21 protein-coding genes, 1 pseudogene and 1 riboswitch are annotated in these 22,731 nt (G+C 73.7%); of the genes and pseudogenes, 12 read left to right on the top strand and 10 right to left on the bottom strand.

What is annotated here, in order from left to right:
• Positions 1 to 12: 12 nt before the first annotated feature.
• Positions 13 to 483: a MarR family winged helix-turn-helix transcriptional regulator gene (locus FXF50_RS12800; protein ID WP_148427500.1), complete on the bottom strand. Its 471-nt coding sequence runs from the start codon at positions 481 to 483 to the stop codon at positions 13 to 15.
• 64 nt (positions 484 to 547) lie between these two features.
• Between FXF50_RS12800 and FXF50_RS12795 the strand changes: the two genes are divergently transcribed.
• Entirely contained in the window at positions 548 to 1,108 is a 561-nt protein-coding gene (locus FXF50_RS12795; protein ID WP_148427498.1) for a carboxymuconolactone decarboxylase family protein, read from the top strand.
• A 9-nt stretch (positions 1,109 to 1,117) separates the two neighbouring features.
• Here the strand turns inward: FXF50_RS12795 and FXF50_RS12790 are convergent, their stop codons facing one another.
• Positions 1,118 to 1,990: an alpha/beta fold hydrolase gene (locus FXF50_RS12790; RefSeq protein ID WP_148427496.1), complete on the bottom strand. Its 873-nt coding sequence runs from the start codon at positions 1,988 to 1,990 to the stop codon at positions 1,118 to 1,120.
• A 153-nt stretch (positions 1,991 to 2,143) separates the two neighbouring features.
• On the opposite strand from FXF50_RS12790, the gene FXF50_RS12785 reads away from it, so the two are divergent.
• On the top strand, positions 2,144 to 3,604 hold the full coding sequence (locus tag FXF50_RS12785) for a menaquinone biosynthesis decarboxylase (protein ID WP_148427494.1): 1,461 nt from the start codon (positions 2,144 to 2,146) through the stop codon (positions 3,602 to 3,604).
• Positions 3,604 to 4,515, top strand: coding sequence for a menaquinone biosynthesis prenyltransferase MqnP (gene mqnP / locus FXF50_RS12780; RefSeq protein ID WP_148427492.1), 912 nt, complete (start codon positions 3,604 to 3,606; stop codon positions 4,513 to 4,515). The genes FXF50_RS12785 and mqnP overlap by 1 nt, the downstream gene beginning before the upstream one ends.
• A 7-nt stretch (positions 4,516 to 4,522) precedes the next feature.
• On the opposite strand, the gene FXF50_RS12775 is transcribed toward mqnP, so the two are convergent.
• On the bottom strand, positions 4,523 to 5,482 hold the full coding sequence (locus FXF50_RS12775; RefSeq protein WP_148427490.1) for a terpene synthase family protein: 960 nt from the start codon (positions 5,480 to 5,482) through the stop codon (positions 4,523 to 4,525).
• Positions 5,483 to 5,624: 142 nt separating this feature from the next.
• On the opposite strand from FXF50_RS12775, the gene FXF50_RS12770 reads away from it, so the two are divergent.
• Positions 5,625 to 6,269, top strand: coding sequence for a UbiX family flavin prenyltransferase (locus tag FXF50_RS12770; RefSeq protein WP_148427487.1), 645 nt, complete (start codon positions 5,625 to 5,627; stop codon positions 6,267 to 6,269).
• A gap of 48 nt (positions 6,270 to 6,317) precedes the next feature.
• Here the strand turns inward: FXF50_RS12770 and FXF50_RS12765 are convergent, their stop codons facing one another.
• Positions 6,318 to 6,584: a BldC family transcriptional regulator gene (locus tag FXF50_RS12765; protein WP_013473529.1), complete on the bottom strand. Its 267-nt coding sequence runs from the start codon at positions 6,582 to 6,584 to the stop codon at positions 6,318 to 6,320.
• Between the two features lie 268 nt (positions 6,585 to 6,852).
• Between FXF50_RS12765 and FXF50_RS12760 the strand changes: the two genes are divergently transcribed.
• The 3 genes from FXF50_RS12760 to FXF50_RS12750 are packed head-to-tail and all read left to right on the top strand — an operon-like array spanning position 6,853 to position 9,302.
• Complete coding sequence (locus FXF50_RS12760) at positions 6,853 to 7,311, top strand: Lrp/AsnC family transcriptional regulator (RefSeq protein WP_148427485.1); 459 nt, start codon at positions 6,853 to 6,855, stop codon at positions 7,309 to 7,311.
• A gap of 46 nt (positions 7,312 to 7,357) precedes the next feature.
• A complete protein-coding gene (locus tag FXF50_RS12755; RefSeq protein WP_148427483.1) occupies positions 7,358 to 8,200 on the top strand; it encodes an SDR family oxidoreductase in 843 nt (280 codons plus the stop codon).
• Between the two features lie 10 nt (positions 8,201 to 8,210).
• Entirely contained in the window at positions 8,211 to 9,302 is a 1,092-nt protein-coding gene (locus FXF50_RS12750; RefSeq protein WP_148427481.1) for a PLP-dependent cysteine synthase family protein, read from the top strand.
• 4 nt (positions 9,303 to 9,306) lie between these two features.
• Here FXF50_RS12750 and FXF50_RS12745 read toward each other — a convergent pair whose 3' ends face one another.
• From FXF50_RS12745 to FXF50_RS12730, 4 genes are all read right to left on the bottom strand, one after another.
• Entirely contained in the window at positions 9,307 to 9,927 is a 621-nt protein-coding gene (locus tag FXF50_RS12745; RefSeq protein ID WP_148427795.1) for a putative glycolipid-binding domain-containing protein, read from the bottom strand.
• Between the two features lie 140 nt (positions 9,928 to 10,067).
• The gene (locus FXF50_RS12740) at positions 10,068 to 12,053 is read right to left on the bottom strand and encodes a DEAD/DEAH box helicase (protein WP_148427479.1); all 1,986 of its coding nucleotides are present in this window, start codon (positions 12,051 to 12,053) and stop codon (positions 10,068 to 10,070) included.
• A gap of 187 nt (positions 12,054 to 12,240) precedes the next feature.
• Positions 12,241 to 13,758 carry a hypothetical protein gene (locus FXF50_RS12735; RefSeq protein ID WP_148427477.1) on the bottom strand — a complete coding sequence of 506 codons (1,518 nt, stop codon included), beginning with the start codon at positions 13,756 to 13,758 and terminating at the stop codon, positions 12,241 to 12,243.
• Between the two features lie 108 nt (positions 13,759 to 13,866).
• A complete protein-coding gene (locus tag FXF50_RS12730) occupies positions 13,867 to 15,495 on the bottom strand; it encodes a C40 family peptidase (protein WP_187399644.1) in 1,629 nt (542 codons plus the stop codon).
• A gap of 240 nt (positions 15,496 to 15,735) precedes the next feature.
• On the opposite strand from FXF50_RS12730, the gene mqnE reads away from it, so the two are divergent.
• Genes mqnE through FXF50_RS12710 form a run of 4 tightly spaced genes read left to right on the top strand, consistent with a single transcriptional unit; the run spans position 15,736 to position 18,188 of the window.
• Positions 15,736 to 16,905 (top strand): aminofutalosine synthase MqnE, encoded by a 1,170-nt coding sequence (mqnE, locus tag FXF50_RS12725; protein ID WP_091315414.1) that lies wholly within the window; start codon positions 15,736 to 15,738, stop codon positions 16,903 to 16,905.
• A 10-nt stretch (positions 16,906 to 16,915) separates the two neighbouring features.
• Positions 16,916 to 17,344, top strand: coding sequence for a hypothetical protein (locus tag FXF50_RS12720; RefSeq protein WP_148427473.1), 429 nt, complete (start codon positions 16,916 to 16,918; stop codon positions 17,342 to 17,344).
• A 26-nt stretch (positions 17,345 to 17,370) separates the two neighbouring features.
• The gene (locus FXF50_RS12715; protein ID WP_148427471.1) at positions 17,371 to 17,649 is read left to right on the top strand and encodes a DUF4229 domain-containing protein; all 279 of its coding nucleotides are present in this window, start codon (positions 17,371 to 17,373) and stop codon (positions 17,647 to 17,649) included.
• A gap of 53 nt (positions 17,650 to 17,702) precedes the next feature.
• Positions 17,703 to 18,188: a hypothetical protein gene (locus FXF50_RS12710; protein WP_148427469.1), complete on the top strand. Its 486-nt coding sequence runs from the start codon at positions 17,703 to 17,705 to the stop codon at positions 18,186 to 18,188.
• A 55-nt stretch (positions 18,189 to 18,243) separates the two neighbouring features.
• On the opposite strand, the gene FXF50_RS12705 is transcribed toward FXF50_RS12710, so the two are convergent.
• Entirely contained in the window at positions 18,244 to 19,584 is a 1,341-nt protein-coding gene (locus FXF50_RS12705; protein WP_148427467.1) for a C39 family peptidase, read from the bottom strand.
• Positions 19,585 to 19,613: 29 nt separating this feature from the next.
• Positions 19,614 to 20,930, bottom strand: coding sequence for a C39 family peptidase (locus tag FXF50_RS12700; RefSeq protein WP_148427464.1), 1,317 nt, complete (start codon positions 20,928 to 20,930; stop codon positions 19,614 to 19,616).
• A 207-nt stretch (positions 20,931 to 21,137) separates the two neighbouring features.
• Between FXF50_RS12700 and FXF50_RS12695 the strand changes: the two are divergent.
• Positions 21,138 to 22,442, top strand: a pseudogene (locus FXF50_RS12695) (M14 family metallopeptidase); the annotation flags it as partial.
• Positions 22,443 to 22,549: 107 nt separating this feature from the next.
• Positions 22,550 to 22,641: riboswitch (cobalamin riboswitch) on the top strand.
• Positions 22,642 to 22,731 lie beyond the last annotated feature (90 nt).

Below are 22,731 nucleotides of genomic sequence, written 5' to 3'. Positions count from 1 at the left end.
CGACGATGTTTGTCACCCGCCGAACCAGCCGGGGACGTCGAGGCGGAAGACGTCGGACGGGACCATCCGGCGCAGGTCGTCCTCGATGGCCGCGACCCGGTCCGCGCCCAGGGTCGCCGCCCAGCGGCCGCGCAGTTCGTCGAAGACGACCGCCGAGCGGCGCAGCCCGTCGTGGCCCTTCGCCGTCATCCGGACCAGCTTGCGCCGGGCGTCGGCGGGGTCGTCGGCGCGTTCCAGGTAGCCGAGTGCGACCAGCCGGTCCACCGTCTTGCCGGCCGCCTGCTTCGAGACGCCCAGGCGCTGGCCCAGGTCGGAGGCGGTGGTGCCGGCGGGGCCGACGGCCTGGAGCACGAAGCCGTGTGCCGGCCGCAGCTCGGGGTGCCCCTGCCGGGCCAGTTCGGCGTGCAGGTCGTCGATGAGCGTGCGGAAGCCGGCGAGCAGGAGCAGCGGGAGCACGAAGCCCGGGCGGTCAGGCGTTGCCATGTTCGACAACCTCGTTTACTATTTCGTCAACCACGTTGACTATCGTACGTGAGGGGTACCCGTCATGTCCCGTCCGGCCTTCACCGCCCACACGCCCGACACCGCGCCCGCCGCCGCCCGGCCCACGATGGCCACGGTCCACCGCAAGCTCGGCCACCTGCCCGGCGCGGTGGCCCTCATGGCCGAGTCGCCCGAACTGCTCAAGGGCTTCCTCACCGCCAACGCCGTCTTCGAATCCACCGACCTCGACCCGGTCGCCCGGGAGGTCGTGGTGCTGACCGTGGCCACCCGCAACGAGTGCCACCTCTGCGTGGCCATGCACACCGCGACGCTCACCCGGCACGGCGCCGCGCCCGAGCTGATCGAGGCGCTGCGGGCCGGCGCCGCCCTGCCCGACCCGCGCCTGGAGGCGCTGCGCCGGTTCACCGTCGCCGTCCTCGACCACCGGGGCGCCGTGCCGGACGGCGACCTGGACGCCTTCCTGGCCGGCGGCTGGCAGCCCCGGCACGCGCTGGACGTGGTGCTCGGCGTCGGCACGTACACGATCTCGACCTTCGCCAACCGGCTCACCGACGCCCCGCTCGACCCCCCGCTGGCCGCGTACGCCTGGTCCCCGGCCTCCTGACCGGCGGCCTCAGTTTCGCAGGAACGGCAGCAGCAGGTCCGCCAGCTCGGCCGGCCGCTCCTCGAAGAGCCAGTGGCCACACTCCTCCACCACCTCGCCGGTGACCGTGTCGGCGTACCGGCGGACCTGCTCGGCCACCTGCTCACCGAGGCTGGCCCGGGCGCCGACGGCGAGGACCGGCATCGGCAGCTTCGTCGCCCGGTACGCGGCGTTGTCCGCCACGTCCTGTCCGAACGCCCGGAAGTAGGCGAAGCTCGCCCAGAGGTGGGCCGGGTCCCGCAGGTGCCGGGCGTACTCCGCCGTCTCCTCCGGACCGATGCTGCCCTTGTTGACCATGATCGAGTCGGTGAACCGATCCACCCAGAGCGGTTCCCGGCCGGTGACGAGTTGCTCCGGCAGGCCGTTGGTCAGGTTGAAGAAGCCGAAGTTCCACACGGCCGGGCCGGCGGCGGTGAGGGCCGGAATCGCGTAGATGCTCTCGTCGGGGATCGGCGCCTCGGTGAGCGCCAGCCGGGACACCCGGTCGGGATGGGCGGCGGCGTAGGCGTAGGCGACCATCGTGCCGAGGTCGTGACCGACCAGGCGGATGTCCTCGACCAGGCCGAGCCCGGTCAGCAGCCCGTGCAGGTCGGCGGCGACGGTCTTCTTGTCGTAGCCGTCGGTCGGGGCGTCGCTGTCGCCGAAGCCGCGCAGGTCGGGCGCGACCACCTCGAACGACTCGGCGAGCACCGGCAGCAGGTGCCGCCACATCCGCCAGCACTGCGGGTAGCCGTGGAGCAGCACCAGGGTGGGCCCGCTGCCCCCGCGGACGTGGTTGATCGTGACGTCACCGACCCGGGTCCGCTGCTCGGTGAACCCTGCCGGGATCCGTCCGTCGCCCATCGACGCCCCCTCTCGTCCGGCGGCTCGACTACCCGGTGAGTGGGGAGCCATGCCGGCCCGCCGACCGCGCCGGGTGCGCTCGCCCGACGCTACGGCTCAGCTCACACCACCCGGCTTGGACGCTGAGAACACCGGTGCGGGAGACTGGCGGGCATGGCGGCTCGTGGCTTCCCGTACACCGATCTCAAGGATTTCCTCGCGGCCCTCGAGGCCGCGGGCGAGCTGCGGCGGGTGGGCGTTCCGGTCGACCCCACGCTGGAGATCAGCGAGGTGGTCACCCGGACCGTCCGCGACGGCGGGCCGGCGCTGCTCTTCGAGCGGCCCACCCGGGGTGAGATGCCGGTCGCGATCAACCTGTTCGGCACCGAGAAGCGGATGGCCATGGCGCTCGGCGTCGAGACGCTCGACGAGATCGGCGAGCGGATCGGCGCGATGATCAAGCCGGAGCTGCCGGTCGGCTGGTCCGGCATCCGCGACGGCCTCGGCAAGGTCATGCAGCTCAAGTCCCTGCCGCCGCGCAAGGTCAAGACCGCGCCCTGCCAGCAGGTGGTCTACCGCGGTGACGACGTCGACCTCAACCGGCTGCCCGGCCTCCAGGTCTGGCCCGGCGACGGCGGGATCTTCCACAACTTCGGGTTGACCCACACCAAGCACCCGGAGACCGGCAAGCGCAACCTCGGCCTCTACCGGCTCCAGCAGCACAGCCGGAACACCCTCGGCATGCACTGGCAGATCCACAAGGACTCCACGGCGCACCACGCCGTCGCCGAGCGGCTCGGCCAGCGGCTCCCGGTGGCCATCGCCATCGGCTGCGACCCGGTCGTCTCGTACGCGGCGACCGCGCCGCTCCCCGGCGACATCGACGAGTACCTGTTCGCGGGCTTCCTGCGCGGCGAGCGGGTCGAGATGGTCGACTGCCTCACCGTGCCGTTGCAGGTGCCGGCGCACGCCCAGGTGGTGCTGGAGGGCTACCTGGAGCCGGGCGAGCGGCTGCCCGAGGGCCCGTTCGGTGACCACACCGGCTTCTACACGCCGGTCGAGCCGTTCCCCGTGCTGCACGTCGAGACCATGACCATGCAGCGCGACCCGGTCTACCACTCGATCATCACCTCGAAGCCGCCGCAGGAGGACCACGGCCTCGGCAAGGCCACCGAGCGGATCTTCCTGCCGCTGCTCAAGATGATGATCCCGGACATCGTCGACTACGACCTGCCGGCCGCCGGCGTCTTCCACAACTGCGCGATCGTCTCCATCCGCAAGCGCTACCCGAAGCACGCGCAGAAGGTGATGAACGCGATCTGGGGCGCGCACCTCATGTCGCTCACCAAGCTGATCGTGATCGTCGACGAGGACTGCGACGTGCACGACTACAACGAGGTCGCGTTCCGCGCCTTCGGCAACGTCGACTACGCCCGGGACCTGCTGGTCACCGAGGGCCCGGTCGACCACCTGGACCACGCCTCGTACCAGCAGTTCTGGGGTGGCAAGGCGGGCCTCGACGCGACCCGCAAGCTGCCCACCGAGGGCTACACCCGGGGCTGGCCCGAGGAGATGACCATGTCGCCCGAGGTGGTCTCGCTGGTCGACAAGCGCTGGAAGGAGTACGGGATCTGATGGCCGTCACCGAGGCCCCGGCGGAACGCCCGGGACGGGTCAAGTCCTTCCTCAAGCTGGTCGCGATCGAGCACTCGGTCTTCGCGCTGCCGTTCGCGTACCTGTCGGCGCTGACCGCCATGCAGGTCGACGGCGGGCGGGTGCGCTGGCTCGACCTGCTGCTCATCACCGTGGCGATGGTCGGGGCGCGCACGTTCGCCATGGCCGCCAACCGGATCCTCGACCGGCGGATCGACGCGCGGAACCCGCGTACCGCCAACCGGGAGCTGGTGACCGGGGCGGTGAGCGTGCGGACGGCCTGGACCGGCGCGGTCGTCGCGCTGGTGGTCTTCCTGGCCGTCGCCGCCCTGCTCAACCCGCTCTGCCTGGCGCTCGCCCCGCTCGCCGTGGTGCCGCTGGTCGTCTACCCCTACGGCAAGCGGTTCACCAACTGGCCGCACGCCATCCTGGCGATCGCCCAGGCGGTCGGCCCGGTGGGCGCGTGGCTGGCCGTCACCGGCACCCTCGACGGCTCCTGGCCGGCCTGGCTGCTCGGCGCCGCCGTCGGCCTCTGGATCGGCGGCTTCGACCTGATCTACGCGTGCCAGGACTCGGAGATCGACCGGGAGATCGGGGTGCACAGCGTCCCGGCCCGCTACGGCCGGCGCTTCGCGCTGCACGCCTCCACCGTCGCGCACGTGGTGACCTTCGCGCTGTTCATCTGGTTCGGCGCGCTGGTCGGCTTCGGCTGGCTCTGGTGGATCGGGCTCGCGTTCACGGCGGTCGCCTTCGGCTACCAGCACCTCGTGGTCAGCCCGACCGACCTGAGCAAGGTCAACCGGGCGTTCTTCACCGCCAACGGCTTCGTCGGCATCGCGCTGTTCGTCTTCGCCCTGCTGGACCTGGTGGTCCGCCTCGGCCTGCGCCCCTGAGCGGGCGTCACCCGGCCACCGGGTAGCGGGCGCTCTCCAGCGTCCAGTCGACCGTGCCGCGGACCGCGTTGGCCAGCCCGTCGAGGTGGGCGGTGACCGACTCGTCCAGCGCCGGGCCGAACGACGGCACCGCGGCGCGCAGCGCCATGAAGCGGGTCATCTCCGCGCGCCAGCGTGTGGCCACCAGGTCGACGGCGGCCGGCACCGGCACGCCCCGCTCGGCGGCCACCGCCAGCACCAGGTTGTGCCCCCCGGCCGTGGCCCGGTCGCGCTCCAGCGAGGCCAGGTCGTTGTACCAGGAGAGCAGGTCGTTGGCGAGGTCGGCGAGGCGGCGCAGCGCGGGATGGTGGTAGACCGCGTCGGGCAGCGGCCGCCCGGCCGCGAACTCGATCAAGGGGTACGACACGTACGCCGCCGAGGTGGCCCGGCGCAGCTGCACGTACTCGGCGACGCCCGGTGGCCGCCCGGCGACGGTGGCGACCGCCTCCCGCCAGGCGCCGTCGAGGTGGTCGGCCACGGCGTCGGCGAAGCGCAGCCGCCAGCGGGCCGGCATCCGGCGCCGGGGCTCCCGCCACGCCTGGACCAGCAGCCGGCGCAGCGGGCCGGAGAAGCCCGGGTGGCGCGCCCGGGGGCCCTCGCGGAGCAGGGCCAGCGCACCGTCGCGCAGCGCCCGGATCTGCGCCGGGGCCAGCCGGCCCGGCCCCTCGCAGGCGTCGTCCACCAGGAAGAACCAGGTGAACAGGGCGGCCAGCGACCGCAGGTCGGGCTCGCTGGCGTCGGGATAGAGGCGGCCGGCGTAGCGGGCGAAACCGGCCCGGGCCAGCCGGTCCCGCATGACCGGGTCCAGCGGCAGGCCGAGCCGGTCGAGCTGGCCGATCAGCCACCCCTGCACCGCGTCGGCGTGCGGGGAGAGCCGCGACGGGATCGGGCACTCGGACCGTAACTCCCGCAGCACCGCCGCCGTCATCACCGGTCCTTCCATGGCCGTGGATCGCCGAGGGGAAGAATCGCATGTTCCCGGCACTCCCGCCGACCTGGGCGGACAACCGGGACACTCTCCGCCGGGGGTCGCCGCCCGGCGCTCAGCCGGACCAGGCAGGCTGGACGGTATGCGCGAACCATGGGTGGTCGGCGTCTCCGGCGCCTCCGGCACGCCGTACGCGGCCGCGGTCGTCCGGGGCCTGCTCGACGCCGGCCAGGCGGTGGACCTGATCGTCTCCCGGGCCGCCCGGCTGACCATCCTCGACGAGACCGGGAAGCCGTTCCGCGACGGGCACTGGGCCGAGGACCTGGCCGCCTGGCTGGGCCGCGACCTCGGCGACGCGGACCTGCGGCACTGGCCGGCCGGTGACCTGGCCGCCGGCCCGAGCAGCGGCTCCTACCGGGTACGTGGCATGGCCGTCGTCCCGGCCAGCACGGCGGCCTGCGCCGGCATCGCCATCGGGCTCTCCAAGGACCTGTTGCAGCGAGCCGCCGAGGTGAACCTCAAGGAGCGCCGGCCCGTCGTGGTGGTCCCCCGGGAGACCCCGGTGACCCGCAGCCACCTGGAGCACCTCATCGCGCTGCACGACGCCGGTGCCGTGGTGCTGCCGGCGAGCCCCGGCTTCTACGGGGCCGGGGCGGCGGCCTCCGCCGAGCAGTTGGTCGACTTCGTGGCCGGAAAGGTGCTGGACGCGCTCGGCGTGCCGCACACGCTGTTCCGCCGCTGGTCCGGTGAGCTGGCCGCCGCCCGGCGGGACGCGGACCGGAGCTGAAGGACGCCGGTCGGGACGCGGACCGGCCGCGTCCCGACCGGCGTCGCCTCAGTACATTCCGGCGTTCGCCGGCCCCGGGCCGGTCGAGGCGGTCGGGCCCATGTTGCGCGCCTTGCCCATGTCCTCCGCCTCGTCCAGCATGCCCTCCCCCTCAAGCAGGGCCCGCACCTCGGATTCCCGAAACCGGCGATGCCCGCCTGGAGTCCGGATGCTGCCGATCCGGCCGGCCGCTGCCCACCTGGTCACGGTCTTCGGGTCAACCCGAAACAGCGCGGCGACCTCACCCGGTGTCAGCAGGCGATCTCCAGTGTCCACAGCCCCCTCCTCGCGTCGACGAAGCCCCCGGCTGAACACACTGCCCCCGGCCGGTGCGAGCCCAGAGCCGTCATGAGGGACGTATGGCAATTACAGCACCAGCGACCTGGCGTGTCCGCCAAACGCGAAAAACGCACACAGTGAGAAGTTAGTAAATGCTACCGGCGCAGAACCCCCGTGACGACATGTTTGTGAATGGCAACGCGACGTCACGTTCAACTGATGCCGACCGTCGGGCGTTACGCCCGAAAGGATAGGGTCACTCTCCGTGGACGCGATCGACCTGAGCCTCGTGGAGCTGTTGCGGGGCAACGCCCGCCTCTCGTACGCCGAACTGGCCCGCCAGGTGGGCCTCTCCGCCCCGGCCGTGCACGAGCGGGTCGGCAAGCTGGAGTCGGGCGGCGTCATCCGGGCGTACCGGGCCGAGGTGGAGCCGGAGGCGATCGGGCTCGGGGTCACGGCGCTCATCGGCATCGTGGAGGATTCGACCGCGGACACGGACGACGTGCTGGAGGCATTCCGGCAGATGCCCGAGATCGAGTCCTGCTACTTCATGGCGGGCGTCGAGTCATTCCTGCTCAAGGCCCGGGTGGGCACCATCGCCGAGCTGGAGCAGTTGATCGTCCGGCTGAACCGCACCCCCGGGGTGGCCTCCACCCGCACCGGCATCGCGCTGTCGACCAAGTGGGAGAACCGCCCCCAGCCGCTCCAGCCCGCCACCTCCTGAGCCGCGCGCTCTGGTCCCGGCCGGCCCGGGGCGTTACCGTGCGCCGATGACGACTCCAGGGCGGGGCGCGGCCGTGGTGACCGGGGCGGCCGGCGGGCTGGGCCGGGCCATCGCCGCCGCGCTGCACGCCGACGGTTGGCGGGTGCTGCTCACCGATGTGGACGCCGAGGCCGTGGCCACCGCCGCGGCGCCGCTCGGCGGCTGGTCCCGCCCGCTCGACGTCCGTGACGAGGCGGCCTGCGCGGCGGTGGCCGCCGAGGCGGCCGGGGCGCCCGGCGGTCTCGGGCTCTGGGTCAACAACGCCGGCATCCTGGCCACCGGACCGTCCTGGGCGCACGACGCGGCGACCCGGCGCCGGCTGGTCGAGGTGAACGCGCTGGGCGCCATGAACGGCACCCACGCCGCCCTCACGGTGATGCGGGCGCAGGCCCACGGGCACGTGCTCAACGTCGTCTCGCTCGCCGGGCTCATCGCCGCCCCCGGCGAGACCGTCTACGCGGCCAGCAAGCACGCCCTGCTGGCGTACAGCCTCGGCACCCTGTCCGACCTGCGGATGGCCGGCGTCCGGGGCGTACACGTGTCGTGTCTGTGCCCGGACGGGATCTGGACGCCGATGCTGCACGACAAGCTCGACGACCCCGGGGCCCTGGCCTCCTTCACCGGGTCGCTGCTGACGCCCGAGCGGGTCGCCGCCCGGGCCGTACGGCTCGCCCGGCGGCCCCGGCCGGTGGTCAGCCTGCCGCGCTGGCGCGGCGCCCAGGTGCGGCTCCTGGACGCCTTCCCCCGGCTCGCCCTGGCCCTCACCCCGGTGGTCCGGGCCGCCGGCCGGGCCGGTCAGCGCCGGCAGGCACGCCGGGTCCGTCCCGACGCGAGCGCACCTCGCTTGTAACGTTGCCGGCGTGACTCATCTCGACCGGTGTGACGAGGCCAGCCGGAGCTGGGTGACCGAGGCGATCGCCACGGTCGAGGCGGACGCCAACCGCTCCGCCGACACCCACCTCCTGCCCTTCCCGCTGCCCCGGGAGTGGGGCATCGACCTCTACCTCAAGGACGAGTCGGTGCACCCCACCGGCTCGCTCAAGCACCGGCTGGCCCGCTCGCTGTTCCTCTACGGGCTCTGCAACGGCTGGATCGGCCCGGACACCACCATCGTCGAGGCGTCCTCCGGGTCGACCGCGGTCTCCGAGGCGTACTTCGCCCGGATGCTCGGGCTGCCGTTCATCGCCGTCATGCCCGCCTCCACCTCGCCCGAGAAGATCGCCCAGATCGAGTTCCAGGGCGGCCGCTGCCACCTGGTGCAGGACCCGGCCAAGGTGGTCGTCGAGGCGCGGTGGCTCGCCGAGGACAGCGGCGGGCACTACATGGACCAGTTCACCTACGCGGAGCGGGCCACCGACTGGCGGGGCAACAACAACATCGCCGAGTCGATCTACGCGCAGCTCGCCCTGGAGCGGCACCCCGTGCCGGCCTGGATCGTGGTGGGCGCCGGCACCGGCGGCACCAGCGCCACCATCGGCCGGTACGCCCGCTACCGCCGGCTGCCCACCAAGCTCTGCGTCGTCGACCCGGAGAACTCCGCGTTCTACCCGGCCTGGCAGGCCGGCGACTGGTCCGTCCGCACCGACAAGGGCTCCCGGATCGAGGGGATCGGCCGGCCCTGCGTCGAGGCCTCCTTCCTGCCCAGCGTGGTCGACCGGATGACGCAGGTGCCGGACGCCGCGTCGCTGGCCGCCATGCGGGCCGGCTCGGCGGTGCTCGGCCGCCGCGTCGGCGGCTCCACCGGCACCAACCTCTGGGGCGCGTTCGGGCTGATCGCCGAGCTGCTCGCCGCCGGCCGGACCGGCTCGGTGGTCACCCTCATCTGCGACCCGGGCGACCGCTACGCGCACACCTACTACGACGACGGGTGGGTGGCCGCGCAGGGCCTGGACCTCGCCCCGCACCTGGCCACCATCGACCGCTTCCTGGCCACCGGCGCCTGGCCGGCCTGAGCGGTCAGCGCGGGTCGATCCGCTCGGCCAGCCCCGGGTAGCGCACCACGAAGCCCTCCGGGTCCACGTCCAGGTCGGCCGAGAACGAGCCGCTGGCGTAGCGGACCCGGCCCGGGCCGAGCGAGGTGTAGACCTGCTCGGCGGGGAGCACCGCCAGGCTGGGCAGCAGCACCCAGGCGACGGTGACGGTCCGCGCCTGGTCGGCGGGGGCGCGCTTCAGGTCGAGCCGGCGCACCGGCAGGGTGTTGGTGAGCGGTGAGCCGCCCAGGTCAACGTCGAGCGCCTCGGCCAACCGGTCCGGGTCGTCGGTCCCCGGCAGCCCGGCCGGCGGATGCCCGGCCGCGCGCAGCGCCGCGTCCAGGTCACCCTCCTCGCCGGTGCGCACCCGCCACCCGTCCCCGGTGCGCTCCAGGCGTACGCTCCGCGACCAGCCCGCACCCTCCGCGGCGACCTCCAGCCGGCTGGTCGACCAGTCGGCGCCCACGGTCAGCTGGTAGCGGCAGGTGTACGGGATCGGGTCGACGGCCAGCGCCACGCCCTGCGCGGCGAGCCCCTGCCGATCGTCGAGCAGGACGTGCTCGGAGCCGGCGGTGTCGGTCCGGGACCAGAAGAGCGACTTCGGCATGTTCGGCATGAACCGGACGTTACGCGACCCGGCGGACACCGGCAGCGGATGCGCGAACGCCGCCGCCGAGCGGTGGCTCGGCGGCGGCGTCGGTGTTCGCGGGCCCGCCTGGTCCGGCGGGGCGCAGCCTGACGGGTGGGTCAGTGGGTGCGGGCCGGCGGGCGGCCGAAGCCACGCCGGTCGTCGCGCGGCCGGTCGTCCCGGCCCCGCGCCTCCGGCCGGAAACCGCCCCGGCGCTCGGCCGGACGGAACTCGCCCCGCTCGCCGAAGCGCCGCTCGCCACGGCCGTCGCGGTCGCCGAAGCGCCGCTCACCCTGCGGGCGGTCCTCGAACCGCCCGCCGTGGCTGCGCGCGCCGTCCCGGTCGCCGTAGGAGCGGCCGCCGGTGGGCCGGTCGCCGTAGGCGCGCCCGCCGTCCCGGTCGCCGAAGGTCCGGCCGCCGGTGGGGCGGTCGTCGGGTCGCCGGTCGCCGCGGACGTCCCGGTCGTAGCCGCGACCCGCGCCGGTCGGCCGGTGCTGGTCGCGCCCGGTCCGGTCGGCGAAGTGGCGGTCGCCCGAGGGACGGCCGGAGCCGCGCTCGTCGCGGCCACCGAAGCGCCGGTCGTCACGGTCGCCGAAGCGCCGGTCGCCGTGCCCGTCCCGGTCGAAGCCGCCCCGTTCGGCGGGGCGCCGCTCGCCGAAGCCCCGGTCGTAGCCGCGGCCGCCGGCCGGACGGTCGTCCTCGCGGCGCTCACCGCGGTCGAAGCCCCGCCCGCTCGGCCGGTCGCCGAAGCGGCGGTCGTCGTCGCGGCGGTCGCCCCGGTCGAAGCTCCGCGGCCGGTCGCCGAAGCGGCGCTCGCCGCGCCCGTCCCGGTCGCCGAAGCGGCGCGGGCCGCCCCGGCGCGGCTCCGGCTCGTCGCGGACCGGCACGCCGCTGGGCTCGCGGGCGCCCGTCAGCTCGGCCAGCGCGGCATCGCCGGCGCGGACCCGGGTCTCGGCCGGCTCGACGCCCGCCTTCTCCAGCATGGCCAGCGTGGTCCGGCGCTGCTTCGGCAGCACCAGGGTCGCCACCGCCCCGGACTCCCCGGCCCGCGCGGTGCGACCCGCCCGGTGCAGGTAGTCCTTCGGGTCCTTCGGCGGGTCCACGTGCAGCACCAGCGTCACGCCGTCGACGTGGATGCCCCGGGCCGCCACGTCGGTGGCGACCAGCACGTTCATCCGGCCCTCGCGGAACTCGGCCAGGGTCCGGGTGCGCATCCGCTGGGTCTTGCCGCCGTGCAGGCCACCGGCCCGTACGCCCACGGCCGCCAGCTGCTCGACCAGCCGGTCGACGCCGAGCTGGGTACGCGCGAAGAGCATGGTGCGACCGTCGCGGGCCGCGATGGACGCCGCCACGGCGAACTTGTCGTGCGGCGGGATCAGCAGCAGGTGGTGGTCCATGGTGGACACGGCGGCGGTCGCCGGCGCGGTCGAGTGCGTGACCGGGTCGGTCATGAACCGCTTGACCAGCGAGTCGACGTCGTTGTCCAGAGTGGCCGAGAAGAGCAGCCGCTGGGCGTCCGCCGGGGTCTTCGCCAGCAGCTCGGTGACCTCGGGCAGGAAGCCCATGTCGGCCATCTGGTCGGCCTCGTCGAGCACGGTGATCTCGACGTCGTCGAGGATGCAGACGCCCCGCTCGATCAGGTCCCCGAGCCGCCCCGGCGTGGCCACCACGATCTCCACGCCGCGGCGCAGCGCGTCGATCTGCCGGTCGTACGGGACGCCGCCGACGGCGGTCTTCAGGAAGATGCCGACCGACTTGCCGAGCGGCACGAGCGCGTCGTTGACCTGCATGGCCAGCTCGCGGGTGGGCACCAGGACCAGGGCGCGGGGGTGCAGCGGCCGGGCCCGGTTGCGGTCGGCGAGCCGGGCGATCACCGGCAGGCCGAAGGCGAGGGTCTTGCCCGAGCCGGTCTGCCCCCGGCCGAGCACGTCGCGACCGGCGAGGGCGTCGGGCAGGGTGGCCCGCTGGATCTCGAACGGGGTGGTGATGCCCTGCCGGGCGAGCGCCTCGACCAGCTGCCGGGGCAAGCCGAGCGCGGCGAAGTCAGGGGTGTCGATGGTGGGGTCGGCGGACGGGGACGTGCCGGAGGCAGCGAAGGTGGTCAAGAAATGCCTTTCGAGCGGGGCGCATCTTCGCGATGGCCCGCCGCGGCTTCGTCACGCCGCCGATTCGCCCGCAAGATCGCCCATGGGCGCGCAACGGGCGCGCCGGGTCAGTGATCTCCACAAGTGTACGGCGGTGCGGCGAACCTGCCACCGCACCGCGAGTGCGTAGTGGGCGGGCTCACCCCGGTCACCGGGTCAGCACGGTGCCGGTGATCCCGCTGAGCGCGTCGTTGGCCAGGAAGACCACCACCAGGCTGATCGCGACGAGCAGCGCCAGCGCGGCGGCCAGCACGATCACCACCTTCGTGTTGCTGGACCGGGTCGCCGGGGCGTCCTCGGCCCAGCCCTGCGCCAGGATGTGCCCGGTCAGCGAGCCCGAGTTCTCCAGCGGATTGCCCTGCGGGAGGGCGACCGTCGCGAAGCCCGGCCCGTCGGTGCCCCCGTACGCGGTGCCGGCCAGGTCGGGACCGGCCGGCGGGCGGTTCACCGGGCGGCTCGGCACGGGCACCTGACCGGGCTGGCCGGCCCGGTACTCGGTGGGGTCGGCCGACGGCGGCCAGGCCGGCAGGGCCGGTGCCGGCACCACGGGCGGCGCGGTGGGCAGCGGCGGAGCGGAGGTCGGCGCGGCGGCCCAGGCCGGCGCGGCCGGTCCCGGCTGCGCGGCGCCCGGGAACGGCGTGGACCCCGGCACGCCGGCCATGGCGGGCGGCGGCGGGAACGGCGGCGCCGGCATCGGGCCGGGCGGCGGCGGAGGCGCGGGCACCGGCGGTCCGGGTGGCGGCGCCGGCGGACCCGGCACCGGGGGCACCGGCCCCGGCGGGGTCGGACCGGGCGGCGGTGCGGGCACCGGCGGCGTGGGCCGGAACGGGGGCTCGGGCGCCGGCACGGGGGGCGCCGGGGAGGGCGGGGTCGGACCCGGCACGGGCGTCGGCGCCGGCTCGGGCTCCGGCACGGGCGGCGTCGGGGGCTGGGCCGGCTCCGGCGGCTGGGCGGGCTCGGGCGGCTCGGGGTTCACCGGGCCCGCCCGGTAGACCTTGGCGCCGCCGGGCGTCCCGGCGAGCGCGGAGGCGACCTCGTCGGCCGAGACGCGGGTCAGGCCGGGCACCGACGCGCTGGCCCGGGCGTGCCCCGCGCCGGCCCGCGGCTGCGTCTCGGGGCCGGGCGCCGGGGCGGCGTCGGCCGGCGGCTGGCCCGCCGGAGCGGATGCGGCCTCGACCTCCGGCTCCTCCACGCGAGGTGCGGGCACCGCCGCGGCCTCATCCGTGCGGTGCGCGGGCACCGCCGCGGAGCCGGCGGCCCGGGGCGCGGGGGCGACCGGTGCCGAGCCGGCGCCACCGGCGGGGGAGTCCGCGCCGGGTGCCGGTTCGCCCTCGGTCGAGGCGGCGCCGTCGGCCGGCGAGCGCTCGGCGGCGGCGAAGGCGGACCAGGTCGAGGGTGGCGGAACGGAGGCACCCGGCTGGCGCCGGTCCAGCGCCGGGGCGGGCCCCGTCGGGGAGCCACCCGCCCGGTAGGTGTTGCCGGTGGCCGGCGTGCTGGGCCGCTCCACGTCCGGGGGTGGCGCGGTGGCGCCGGCGACGCTGACCCGGGCCACGGCCACCGGAGGGACCTGGCCCGGACGCTCCTCGGCGGGGCCGGCCGGCCGGTCGGCGGCGTCGGGGACGGGTCCAGGGTGGACCGTCTCCGCCGGAACGTCGTGCTCGCCCATCTCGCCCCTCCGTGCCCACGCTCGCCCCCGACCGTGGCGCCGGCCGGGCGTGCCTGGATCTCACCGTGCCACATTCCGGCCCGGGAGCACAGCCGGAGCGGCGGTTGGTCAGTCGGTGGCGCTCGGGCTGACCGAGGTGCTCTCGGCCGCGCTGCTCGCCGGGGCGGCGGAGCTGGTGCTCGGCTCGACGCTCCCGGCTCCCTCGGTGCTGGTCGGCGTCGAGGTCGGCGACTCGGTCGGGCTCGGCGGCGGCGTCGTCGGCGGCGGCGGGGTGGTGGTGCTCGGCGAGGTCGACGGGGTGGGCGTCGGGCTCGACGTGCTCGGCGTCGGCTTCGGCGTGGCCGTCTTCGTGGGCTTCGGGGTCGCCGTCCTCGTGGGCTTGGGCGTCGCGCCGGGCTTCGACGGGTTGGCCGGCGGCGTGGTGGGCGGCGTGGTGGGCACCGTCGGTGCCGGGGTGGCGGGAGCGGGGACCGCGCCGATCACCCGGGTGGCCGCGTACAGCCGGGACCACCGGACCACCGAGATCTTCACGACGTCGCCGGTGCGCGGCGCCTCGACCATCTTGCCGTTGCCGATGTACATGGCGACGTGGTGGATGCTCGTCCAACTGCTGCCCGAGGCGAAGAAGAGCAGGTCGCCGGGGAGGAGCGCATTGGGGTCGACGGTGCGGGAGCGCGTGGCGTAGTACTGGTCCCGGGAGACCCGGGGCAGCCCCTGGTAGCCGGCCGCCTGGTAGGAGGCGAGCATCAGGCCGGAGCAGTCGAACCGGTCCGGCCCCTCGGCCGCCCAGAGGTAGGGGTCGCCGAGCTGGGCGAGGGCGTACCGCACCGCGGCCAGGGCCTTCGGGTCGGCGACCAACCCGCTGACGCTCTGGTTGACGACGTACGGGCTGCCGAGCTGCTGCTCGGCGGCGTCCTCGCGGCGCTCGATCTCGAGCAGCCGGGCGGCGTTGTCCCTGCGGAGCTTGAGCAGAGCCGCTTCCTGCTTGTGCAGGTCGGTCTCGACCCGGGTGTACTGCGCGGTCTTCTCGGCGGCGCGCCGCTCGGCCGAGGCGTGCGCCTCCCGGGCGACCCGCTCGGCGGCGGTGGCCCGGGCGAGTTCGCCGGTCACCGCCGTGGTGGCGCCCTCGGCCTTGTCGCCCCGGGTGATCCGCTGGAGGTTGGCGAATTCGCGCAGGTTGGCCCCGAACTCGCCGGGCGGCAGCGCGGCGTCGGCCTTGACGGCGTCGGCGGCGGCGGTCTTCGCGTTCTCCTGGGCCCGGACGAGCGCGTCCTGGGCCTCCTTGAGCCGGGTGGCGGCGAGGGCCAGGTCCGCCTGCGCGCTGTCCCGCTCGCCCTTGATGGTGAGCAGGTTGTCGCCGAGCTGGGCGACCTGGGCGTCGACCTGGTTGATCTGGGCGATCAGCGGGCCGTCGGCCGGGTTGGTCACGCCGGGCGTGGCACCGGGGAGGCCCGCGGTGCGGCCGGGCCCGCCGGTCACCGTGCCGGGCAGGCCGGGGATGGTGCCGGGCACGCCGGGGACGGCGCCGGGCACGGTGGGCAGCTGGAGGGCGCCGGTGACCCGGGGGCGGGAGCCGGTGTCGGGAACGGTGTCGGGCAGCGGGTCGGCCCAGGCCGGCGTGGCGAGCGCCGCGGCCGCGACCGCCCCGAGCAGAGCGGACCAGAGCGCCGGGCGGAGCACCGGCGAGATCACCGGATTCCGGCTTCGTCGGCGTCGGCCCTGCGTGCTGTCGACCATTCGCTCCCCGTCCGGTCTGGTGTGTTCCGCGCCAGGTGGGCGCGGTGAGCCAGGACGGTACCGGTGTGTGTTCCGCCCCATCCTGTCTTACCTCACCAACGCAGCTATGTCGATGCGCGGAGCGTGACGGTCGACCGGAAGACCGGTGAAGTGGGTCGCTGCGGTTGACCGGGTCGCCGGTTCGTCCGACGCGCGACGTACGCTCGACCGGGACCGCAGGTGGAAGGGACGTGGCTTTCGATGGACGCCGGACTCAAGCGCGAGCTCGAAGCGAAGGTCTACGCCGGGGAGCGGCTGACCCGCGAGGACGGGGTGGCCCTCTACGAGAGCGACGACCTCGCCTGGCTGGGGCGGCTGGCGCACCACAAGCGCACCGAGATGAACGGCGACCGGGTGATGTTCAACGTCAACCGGCACCTCAACCTGACCAACGTCTGCTCCGCCTCGTGCGCGTACTGCTCCTTCCAGCGCAAGCCGGGTGAGAAGGACGCCTACACGATGCGCATCGACGAGGCGGTCCGCAAGGCCAAGGAGATGGAGGACGAGCAGCTCACCGAGCTGCACATCGTCAACGGCCTGCACCCGACCCTGCCGTGGCGTTACTACCCGAAGGTGCTCCGCGAGCTGAAGGCGGCGCTGCCGAAGGTCAACCTGAAGGCGTTCACCGCGACCGAGGTGCAGTGGTTCGAGAAGATCAGCGGCCTGAGCGCCGACGAGATCCTCGACGAGCTGATGGACGCCGGCCTGGAGTCGCTGACCGGCGGTGGCGCGGAGATCTTCGACTGGGAGGTCCGGCAGCACATCGTCGACCACGCCTGCCACTGGGAGGACTGGTCGCGGATCCACCGCCTGGCCCACTCGAAGGGCATGAAGACCCCGTCGACGATGCTCTACGGCCACATCGAGGAGCCCCGGCACCGGGTCGACCACGTGCTGCGGCTGCGCGAGCTGCAGGACGAGACCGGCGGCTTCCAGGTCTTCATCCCGCTGCGCTACCAGCACGACTTCGTCGACTCGGCGGACGGCAAGGTCCGTAACCGGATCCAGGCCCAGACCACGATGGCCTCGCCGGCCGAGTCGCTCAAGACGTTCGCCGTCTCCCGGCTGCTCTTCGACAACGTGCCGCACGTGAAGTGCTTCTGGGTGATGCACGGCCTCTCGGTGGCCCAGCTCTCGCTGAACTTCGGGGTCGACGACCTGGACGGCTCGGTCGTGGAATACAAGATCACCCACGACGCCGACTCGTACGGCACGCCGAACACCATGCACCGCGAGGACCTGCTGAACCTGATCTGGGACGCGGGCTTCCGCCCGGTCGAGCGGAACACCCGCTACGAGATCGTCCGCGAGTACGACGCGGCCCCGTCGCTGGCCGAGCGCCGCGCCGAGCCGCAGCAGGTCTGGGCCTGACCGCACGTCGATGAGCACCGAGGAGCAGCCGCGCAGCTTTCCCCGGCGGGACGCCGAGGGACGCATCCTCACCCTGGGTGACCTGCTCGGGGTGAGCCTCGCCGGCCTGGTGATCGGGGTGCTGGCGCTGGTGCTCTTCGAGTGGGCCTTCGCCACCATGGGTGCGGGCGGCTTCGGGCGGACCAACGGCTGGCTCGCGGTGATCCTGCCGCTCTGGCTGTTCTGGGACGACTTCCGGGCCTGGGAGTTCGGCGCGGCCCGGGTGCTCGCGGCGCTGGCCGGGATCGCCGTCGGCCTCCTCGCCGGTCTGCTGGCGGCGGGCCTCGCCGCCGGGCTGCCGCCGCTGGTGTCCGGCGCGCTGGCCGCGGCGGTGTTCACCGTGGTCTACGCGGTGATCTGGTTTCATGGCGTGCACTGGCTGGCCCGGCGGACGGGCTGAGGCGTGAGAGAGAAGGAAGTACGGGCTTGAGTGCGGCGGTCAAGTACACGCTGGGCCGGATCGGGCTGTTCGTCGGCGTGCTGGCGGCCCTCTGGTTCGTCGAGATGAACATGTTCCTGCGGCTGATGCTGGCGCTGGTCTTCTCCGCCGCGCTGTCGTTCTTCCTGCTCCGCGGCTGGCGGGACGAGATGGCCGGGGAGATGGCCGAGGCGTCGGAGCGGCGCCGCGCCGAGAAGGACCGGCTGCGCTCCGCGCTGGCCGGCGACGACCAGGCCGAGCGCACCGACGAGCGTCGGGAGAGCTGAGCGGCCGGAAACGGGGCAGCGGGATCGCACCCCGACCGCTAGGGTCTGCCGCCGTGAGTTTCCTGAATACGATCAACGGGTGGCGGACGAAGGTCTTCGTCTGGATCGGCCTGCCGGTCATCGCCGCCATCGGACTGATGCTGAGCGTCACCGACCTCGCCCCGGCCTGGGAGGCGAAGAACGGTGGCGGCACGCCGGGCACGTTCACCGCGGTGAACGAGGAATGCGGCCGGCGTAACTGCGAGTGGCACGGGACCTTCGTCGCCACCGAGGGCGGCGCCCAGCGCGCCGACGTGATCCTCTACGACGCGCCGGACGGGCTGACCGCGGGCGCCACCGCCCCGGCGCTGGACTCCGGTGCCCGCAAGGGCGTCTTCTCCACCGCCGGCGGCTCGACCTACCTGCTGGTCACCGGGCTCGCGCTGGCCGGCGTGGCCGCCCTGGTGGCCTGGGTGTGGATCATCGTGCGGGCGATCCGGAACCGCCGCCGGGCGAAGGAGCCCGCGGCCCCGCCGGCCTCGTTCGCCCCGTCCGTCTGACAAGCACCGGGCCCGGCGCGATCCCGAGAGGGGACCGCGCCGGGCCCGCGGCGTTTCACCAGTTGGTCGAGCCCGGCACGACCGGCCAGGGCTTGTCGGTCGGCTTGATCAGGTACGCGATGCCGCCCGAGCCGGAGGCCACGGTCCCGTTCGCCCGGTGCCGCTTGGTGCGCAGCCAGATCTGCTCGAACTGCTCCCGCTTGTAGACGTTGCGCACCGCGTCGTTGGACGAGGACGCGGGGTCGTTGACGATCACGTCACCGTCGGCGGTGAAGCCGACGATCACGAAGAGGTGCCCGGAGGTGCCGTAGCCGGCCCCGTCCAGCTCGCTGGCCAGGAAGGACTGCGAGGTGACCACCGGGATGCCGGCCTTGATGAAGCGTTCCACCTCGTCCAGCGAGTGCATCCGGGTGACCCGGGCGTCCAGGTCGGGGAAGCTGGCCGCGTACGCGGTGTTGAACGGCCAGTTGCCGGCGCCCTCGTACTCGTAGTCGTAGGTCATCCGGGCGGCGTGGTCGACGGTCGGGTCGGCGTAGCTCGGGTCGACCCAGGCGGTGTCCTCGGCGGAGGGCTTCCGGCCCCAGTACTCGACCACCATCTCGGTCGAGGTGGGGGAGCACCAGGCCTCACCGCCGTTGTCGAACTCGGGGTACTCCCCGATGTGGATGTTCTGCGAGTAGCGCGGCACGGCCAGTTCGGCGCCCCAGGCGATGCCGCCCTTGCTCGGTGCGACGGTGAACCGGTCCGGCACGTTGGAGCTCATGGCGCCGAGCATCCAGACCCGCGGCGAGGCGGTCTGCCCCGGGGCGCGGTAGAGGGTCAGCCGGAGCTGGTACGACCGCAGCAGCACCCCGGCCCGCGCGTTGTCGATCGAGAAGGTGTCGGTCCAGATGGTCGACCAGGGGTCACCCTGGCCGTCCAGCGTGGCCCGCTTGATGTCCTGGTCGCCGGAGGCCCAGCGGCCCATCACGTACCAGGGGGTCTGCTGCCCGGTGTTGTACGTGCCGTGCAGCTCGACCTGGATCCAGGTGCCGGCCGGGGTCGCGGCGTTCCACGAGGCGACCAGCTCGCTGGCGTCGAAGCCGACCGTCCGCTCCGGCGAGGTCCAGGTGGCGTACTCCCAGGTCCGGGTGGCGCCGGTGTGCTCGTCGGTGAACTCGGTGGTGCCGGCCGGCTGGCCGATGGTGATGCCGGTGCGGTGCCCGGGGATGGCGTACGTGCCCTCGTGGGTGCCGCCACGCCAGTCCGGGTACGTGGACCATTCCTGGAAGGTGATCTGCTCGTCGTGCGCGACGACCGGCAGGTTGTTGTCGGCGTGGGCGGGGGCCGTCACACCGACGAGGGCGAGCGCGGCGGCGCCGACGAGGGCGACCGCACGCAGGGCTGGTCTGACCATGTGCACTCCGTTGGGTGGGTAGGGATGGATCACCAGTTGGTGGAACCGGCCACGGCGGGCCAGGCCACCTCGGTCGGTTTGATCAGGTAGACGACGCCGCCGGAGCCGCTGCCGGTGCCGCCGCTCGCGGTGGTCCGCCGGGTCCGCTGCCAGATCTGCTCGAACTGGTCGCGCCGGTAGACGTGCCGGACGGCGGCGTCGCTGGGCGAGGCCGGGTCGTTGGCGATCACGTCGCCGGTGGCGGTGAAGCCGACCACCACCATGAGGTGCCCCGCCGTGCCGTAGCCGGCCCCGTCCAGCTCGCTGGCGAGGAAGGACTGGCTGGTCACCACGGGGATGCCGGCGGCGATGAAGTGCTCCACCTCGTCCAGCGAGTGCAGCCGGGTCACCTTGGCCTCCAGCCCGGGGAAGGCGGCCGCGTACGCCGTGTTGAACGGCCAGTTGCCGGTGCCGCCGTACTGCCAGTCGTAGGTCATCCGGGCGGCGTGGTCGACGGTCGGGTCGGCGTAGCCCGGGTCCACCCAGGACGTGTCGGCCGGGGTGGGCCTGCGGCCCCAGTACTCGACCACCATCTCGGTGGAGGTGGGTGAGCACCACGCCTCGCCGCCGCCGCCGTACTCCGGGTACTGGCCGGCGTGGATGTTCTGCGAGTAGCGCGGCACGGCCAGCTCGGCGCCCCAGGCGATGTGCCCGGCGCTGGGGGCGACGGTGAACCGGTCCGGCACGTTCGAGCTCATCGCGCCGACCGAGCGGAGCACCGGCGTGGCCGTCGAGGCCGGGTCCCGGTAGAGGGTGACCCGGAGCTGGTACGCCCGCAGCAGCACCCCGGCGGCGGGGTTGTTGATGGCGAACGTGTCGGTGTAGACGCTGGAGGTCTTGTCGCCCTGGCGGTCGACGCTGGTCCGCCGGATGTCGCCGTCGCCCGAGGCCCAGCGGCCCATCACGTACCAGGGGGTGCGGGTGCCGGTGGTGTAGGTGCCCTGGAGCTCGACCTGGAGCCAGGTGCCGGCGGGGGTGTCGGCGTTCCACGAGGTGACCAGCTCGGTGGCGGAGAAACCGACCTGGGTCAGCGGCGAGGTCCAGGTCCCGTAGGCCCAGGTGCGCCGGGTGCTGCTGTGCGGGTCCTTGTAGAGGATGGTGCCGACCGGGGTGGCCAGGGTCAGGCCCGCCGCCGTGCCGGTGGTGCCGGCGGCGGTGCCGGTGGACCAGGCCGTGCCGGACCAGCCCTGCCAGGTGATCTGCTCGTCGTGCGTGACGGTGGTGGTGGTCGCGCCGGCCGGCGCGGTGGTGCCGAGGAGGGCGAGCGCGCCGGCGACGGCGACCGCTCGCAGGGATGTCCGGTCCATGGCGGCTCCCCTGGGAGAACAGCATCGTTGCCGTTCACTGTCGCGCCTGGAGGGAAGTTTCGCCAGAGGTTCACACATGGAAAATGATTGCCGGCGTGAGGATCCGGTCGGGATGGACGGCTCATAGTGACAAATATTGATATGACCATGTAACTCCTGGTGAAGTGTGCGGACAACGGGATCTCCCGTACCCCGAGGAGGTTGTCCATGGCCCTCCGCACGTCCCCGCTCTGCCGCCGGCTGGCCCTCGCCGCCGCCGTCGGCCTGACCCTCGTCGCCGCGGTCACCGGCCCGGCCGCCGCCCGCCCCGCGCCGGACGGCGAACCGGCCGCCGTCGCCTACCGGGTGCTCGGCCCGCGCACCCTCGCCGACCGCAGCGCCGTCGCCCGCACCGGCGCGGCGATCGACCACTCCGAACACGGCGTGCTGCACGTCACGGCGACCACCGCCGAGGCCGCCGCGATCACCCGGCTCGGCTTCCGGCTGGAGAAGGACGTCGCCCCGGCCCCGGCCGCCGGCGCGGTCGCCTACGCCTTCCCGCCCGCCGACTCCAACTACCACGACTACGCCGAGTTGACCGCCGTGGTGAACACGGTGGTCGCCGACCACCCGGCCATCGCCCGCAAGCTCAGCATCGGCCGGTCCTACCAGGGCCGGGACCTGATGGCCGTGAAGATCTCCGACAACGTCGGCACGGACGAGAACGAGCCGGAGATCCTCTTCAACGCCCAGCAGCACGCCCGCGAGCACCTGACCGTCGAGATGGCGATCTACCTGCTCAACCTGTTCACCGACAACTACGGCAGCGACTCGCGGATCACCAACATCGTCAACTCGCGGGAGATCTGGATCGTCCCCACGGTCAACCCGGACGGCAGCGAGTACGACATCGCCACCGGCTCCTACCGCTCCTGGCGGAAGAACCGGCAGCCCAACAGCGGCTCCTCGTACGTGGGCACCGACCTGAACCGGAACTGGTCGTACCAGTGGGGCTGCTGCGGCGGCTCGTCCGGCTCGACCTCGTCGGAGACCTACCGCGGCCCGTCCGCCTTCTCGGCGCCCGAGACCGCGGCGCTGCGCAACTTCGTCAACGGCCGGGTGGTCGGCGGCGTGCAGCAGATCAAGGCGAACATCGACTTCCACACCTACTCGCAGCTGGTGCTCTGGCCGTACGGCTACACGTACAGCAACACCGCCACCGGGATGAACGCCGACCAGTACAACACCTTCGCCACCATCGGCCGGCAGATGGCGTCCAGCAACGGCTACACCCCGGAACAGTCCAGCGACCTCTACATCGCCGACGGCACCAGCATCGACTGGATGTGGGGCGCCCACAAGATCTGGGCGTACACCTTCGAGATGTACCCCGGCTCGGCCTCCGGGGGCGGCTTCTACCCGCCCGACGAGGTGATCCCCGCGCAGACCTCCCGCAACCGGGAGGCCGTGCTCCTGCTCTCCGAGTACGCCGACTGCCCGTACCGGGCGATCGGCAAGCAGAGCACCTACTGCTGACGCGACGCGCCGTGGGGGCCCCGGCCGGGGCCCCCACCACCCCTCCCGTCCGGACGATCTCCGCTGGTCGTGCGCTACGGTGGCACCGACCAGACCGCAGCGAAGCCGGTGTGAAACCGGCGCTGTCCCGCAACTGTGATGCCCCGCACGCGGCGCCGGCCTCCGCCGGCGCCGACAACTGTGGGGACGAGCCAGGTCGCCTGCGGCAGGTCGCGACACGCGCTCTCGAGGAAGGGCGCCTCGCGGACGGGCCCGCCCAGGCGGTCCCTGTCGGCGAAGCACCACG

The sequence above is a fragment of the Micromonospora sp. AP08 genome (genome assembly GCF_008085935.1).
GTDB lineage: Bacteria > Actinomycetota > Actinomycetes > Mycobacteriales > Micromonosporaceae > Micromonospora > Micromonospora chersina.
The sequence above is the reverse complement of the archived record's forward strand: the minus strand, read 5'-3'. Positions and strand labels throughout refer to the sequence as shown.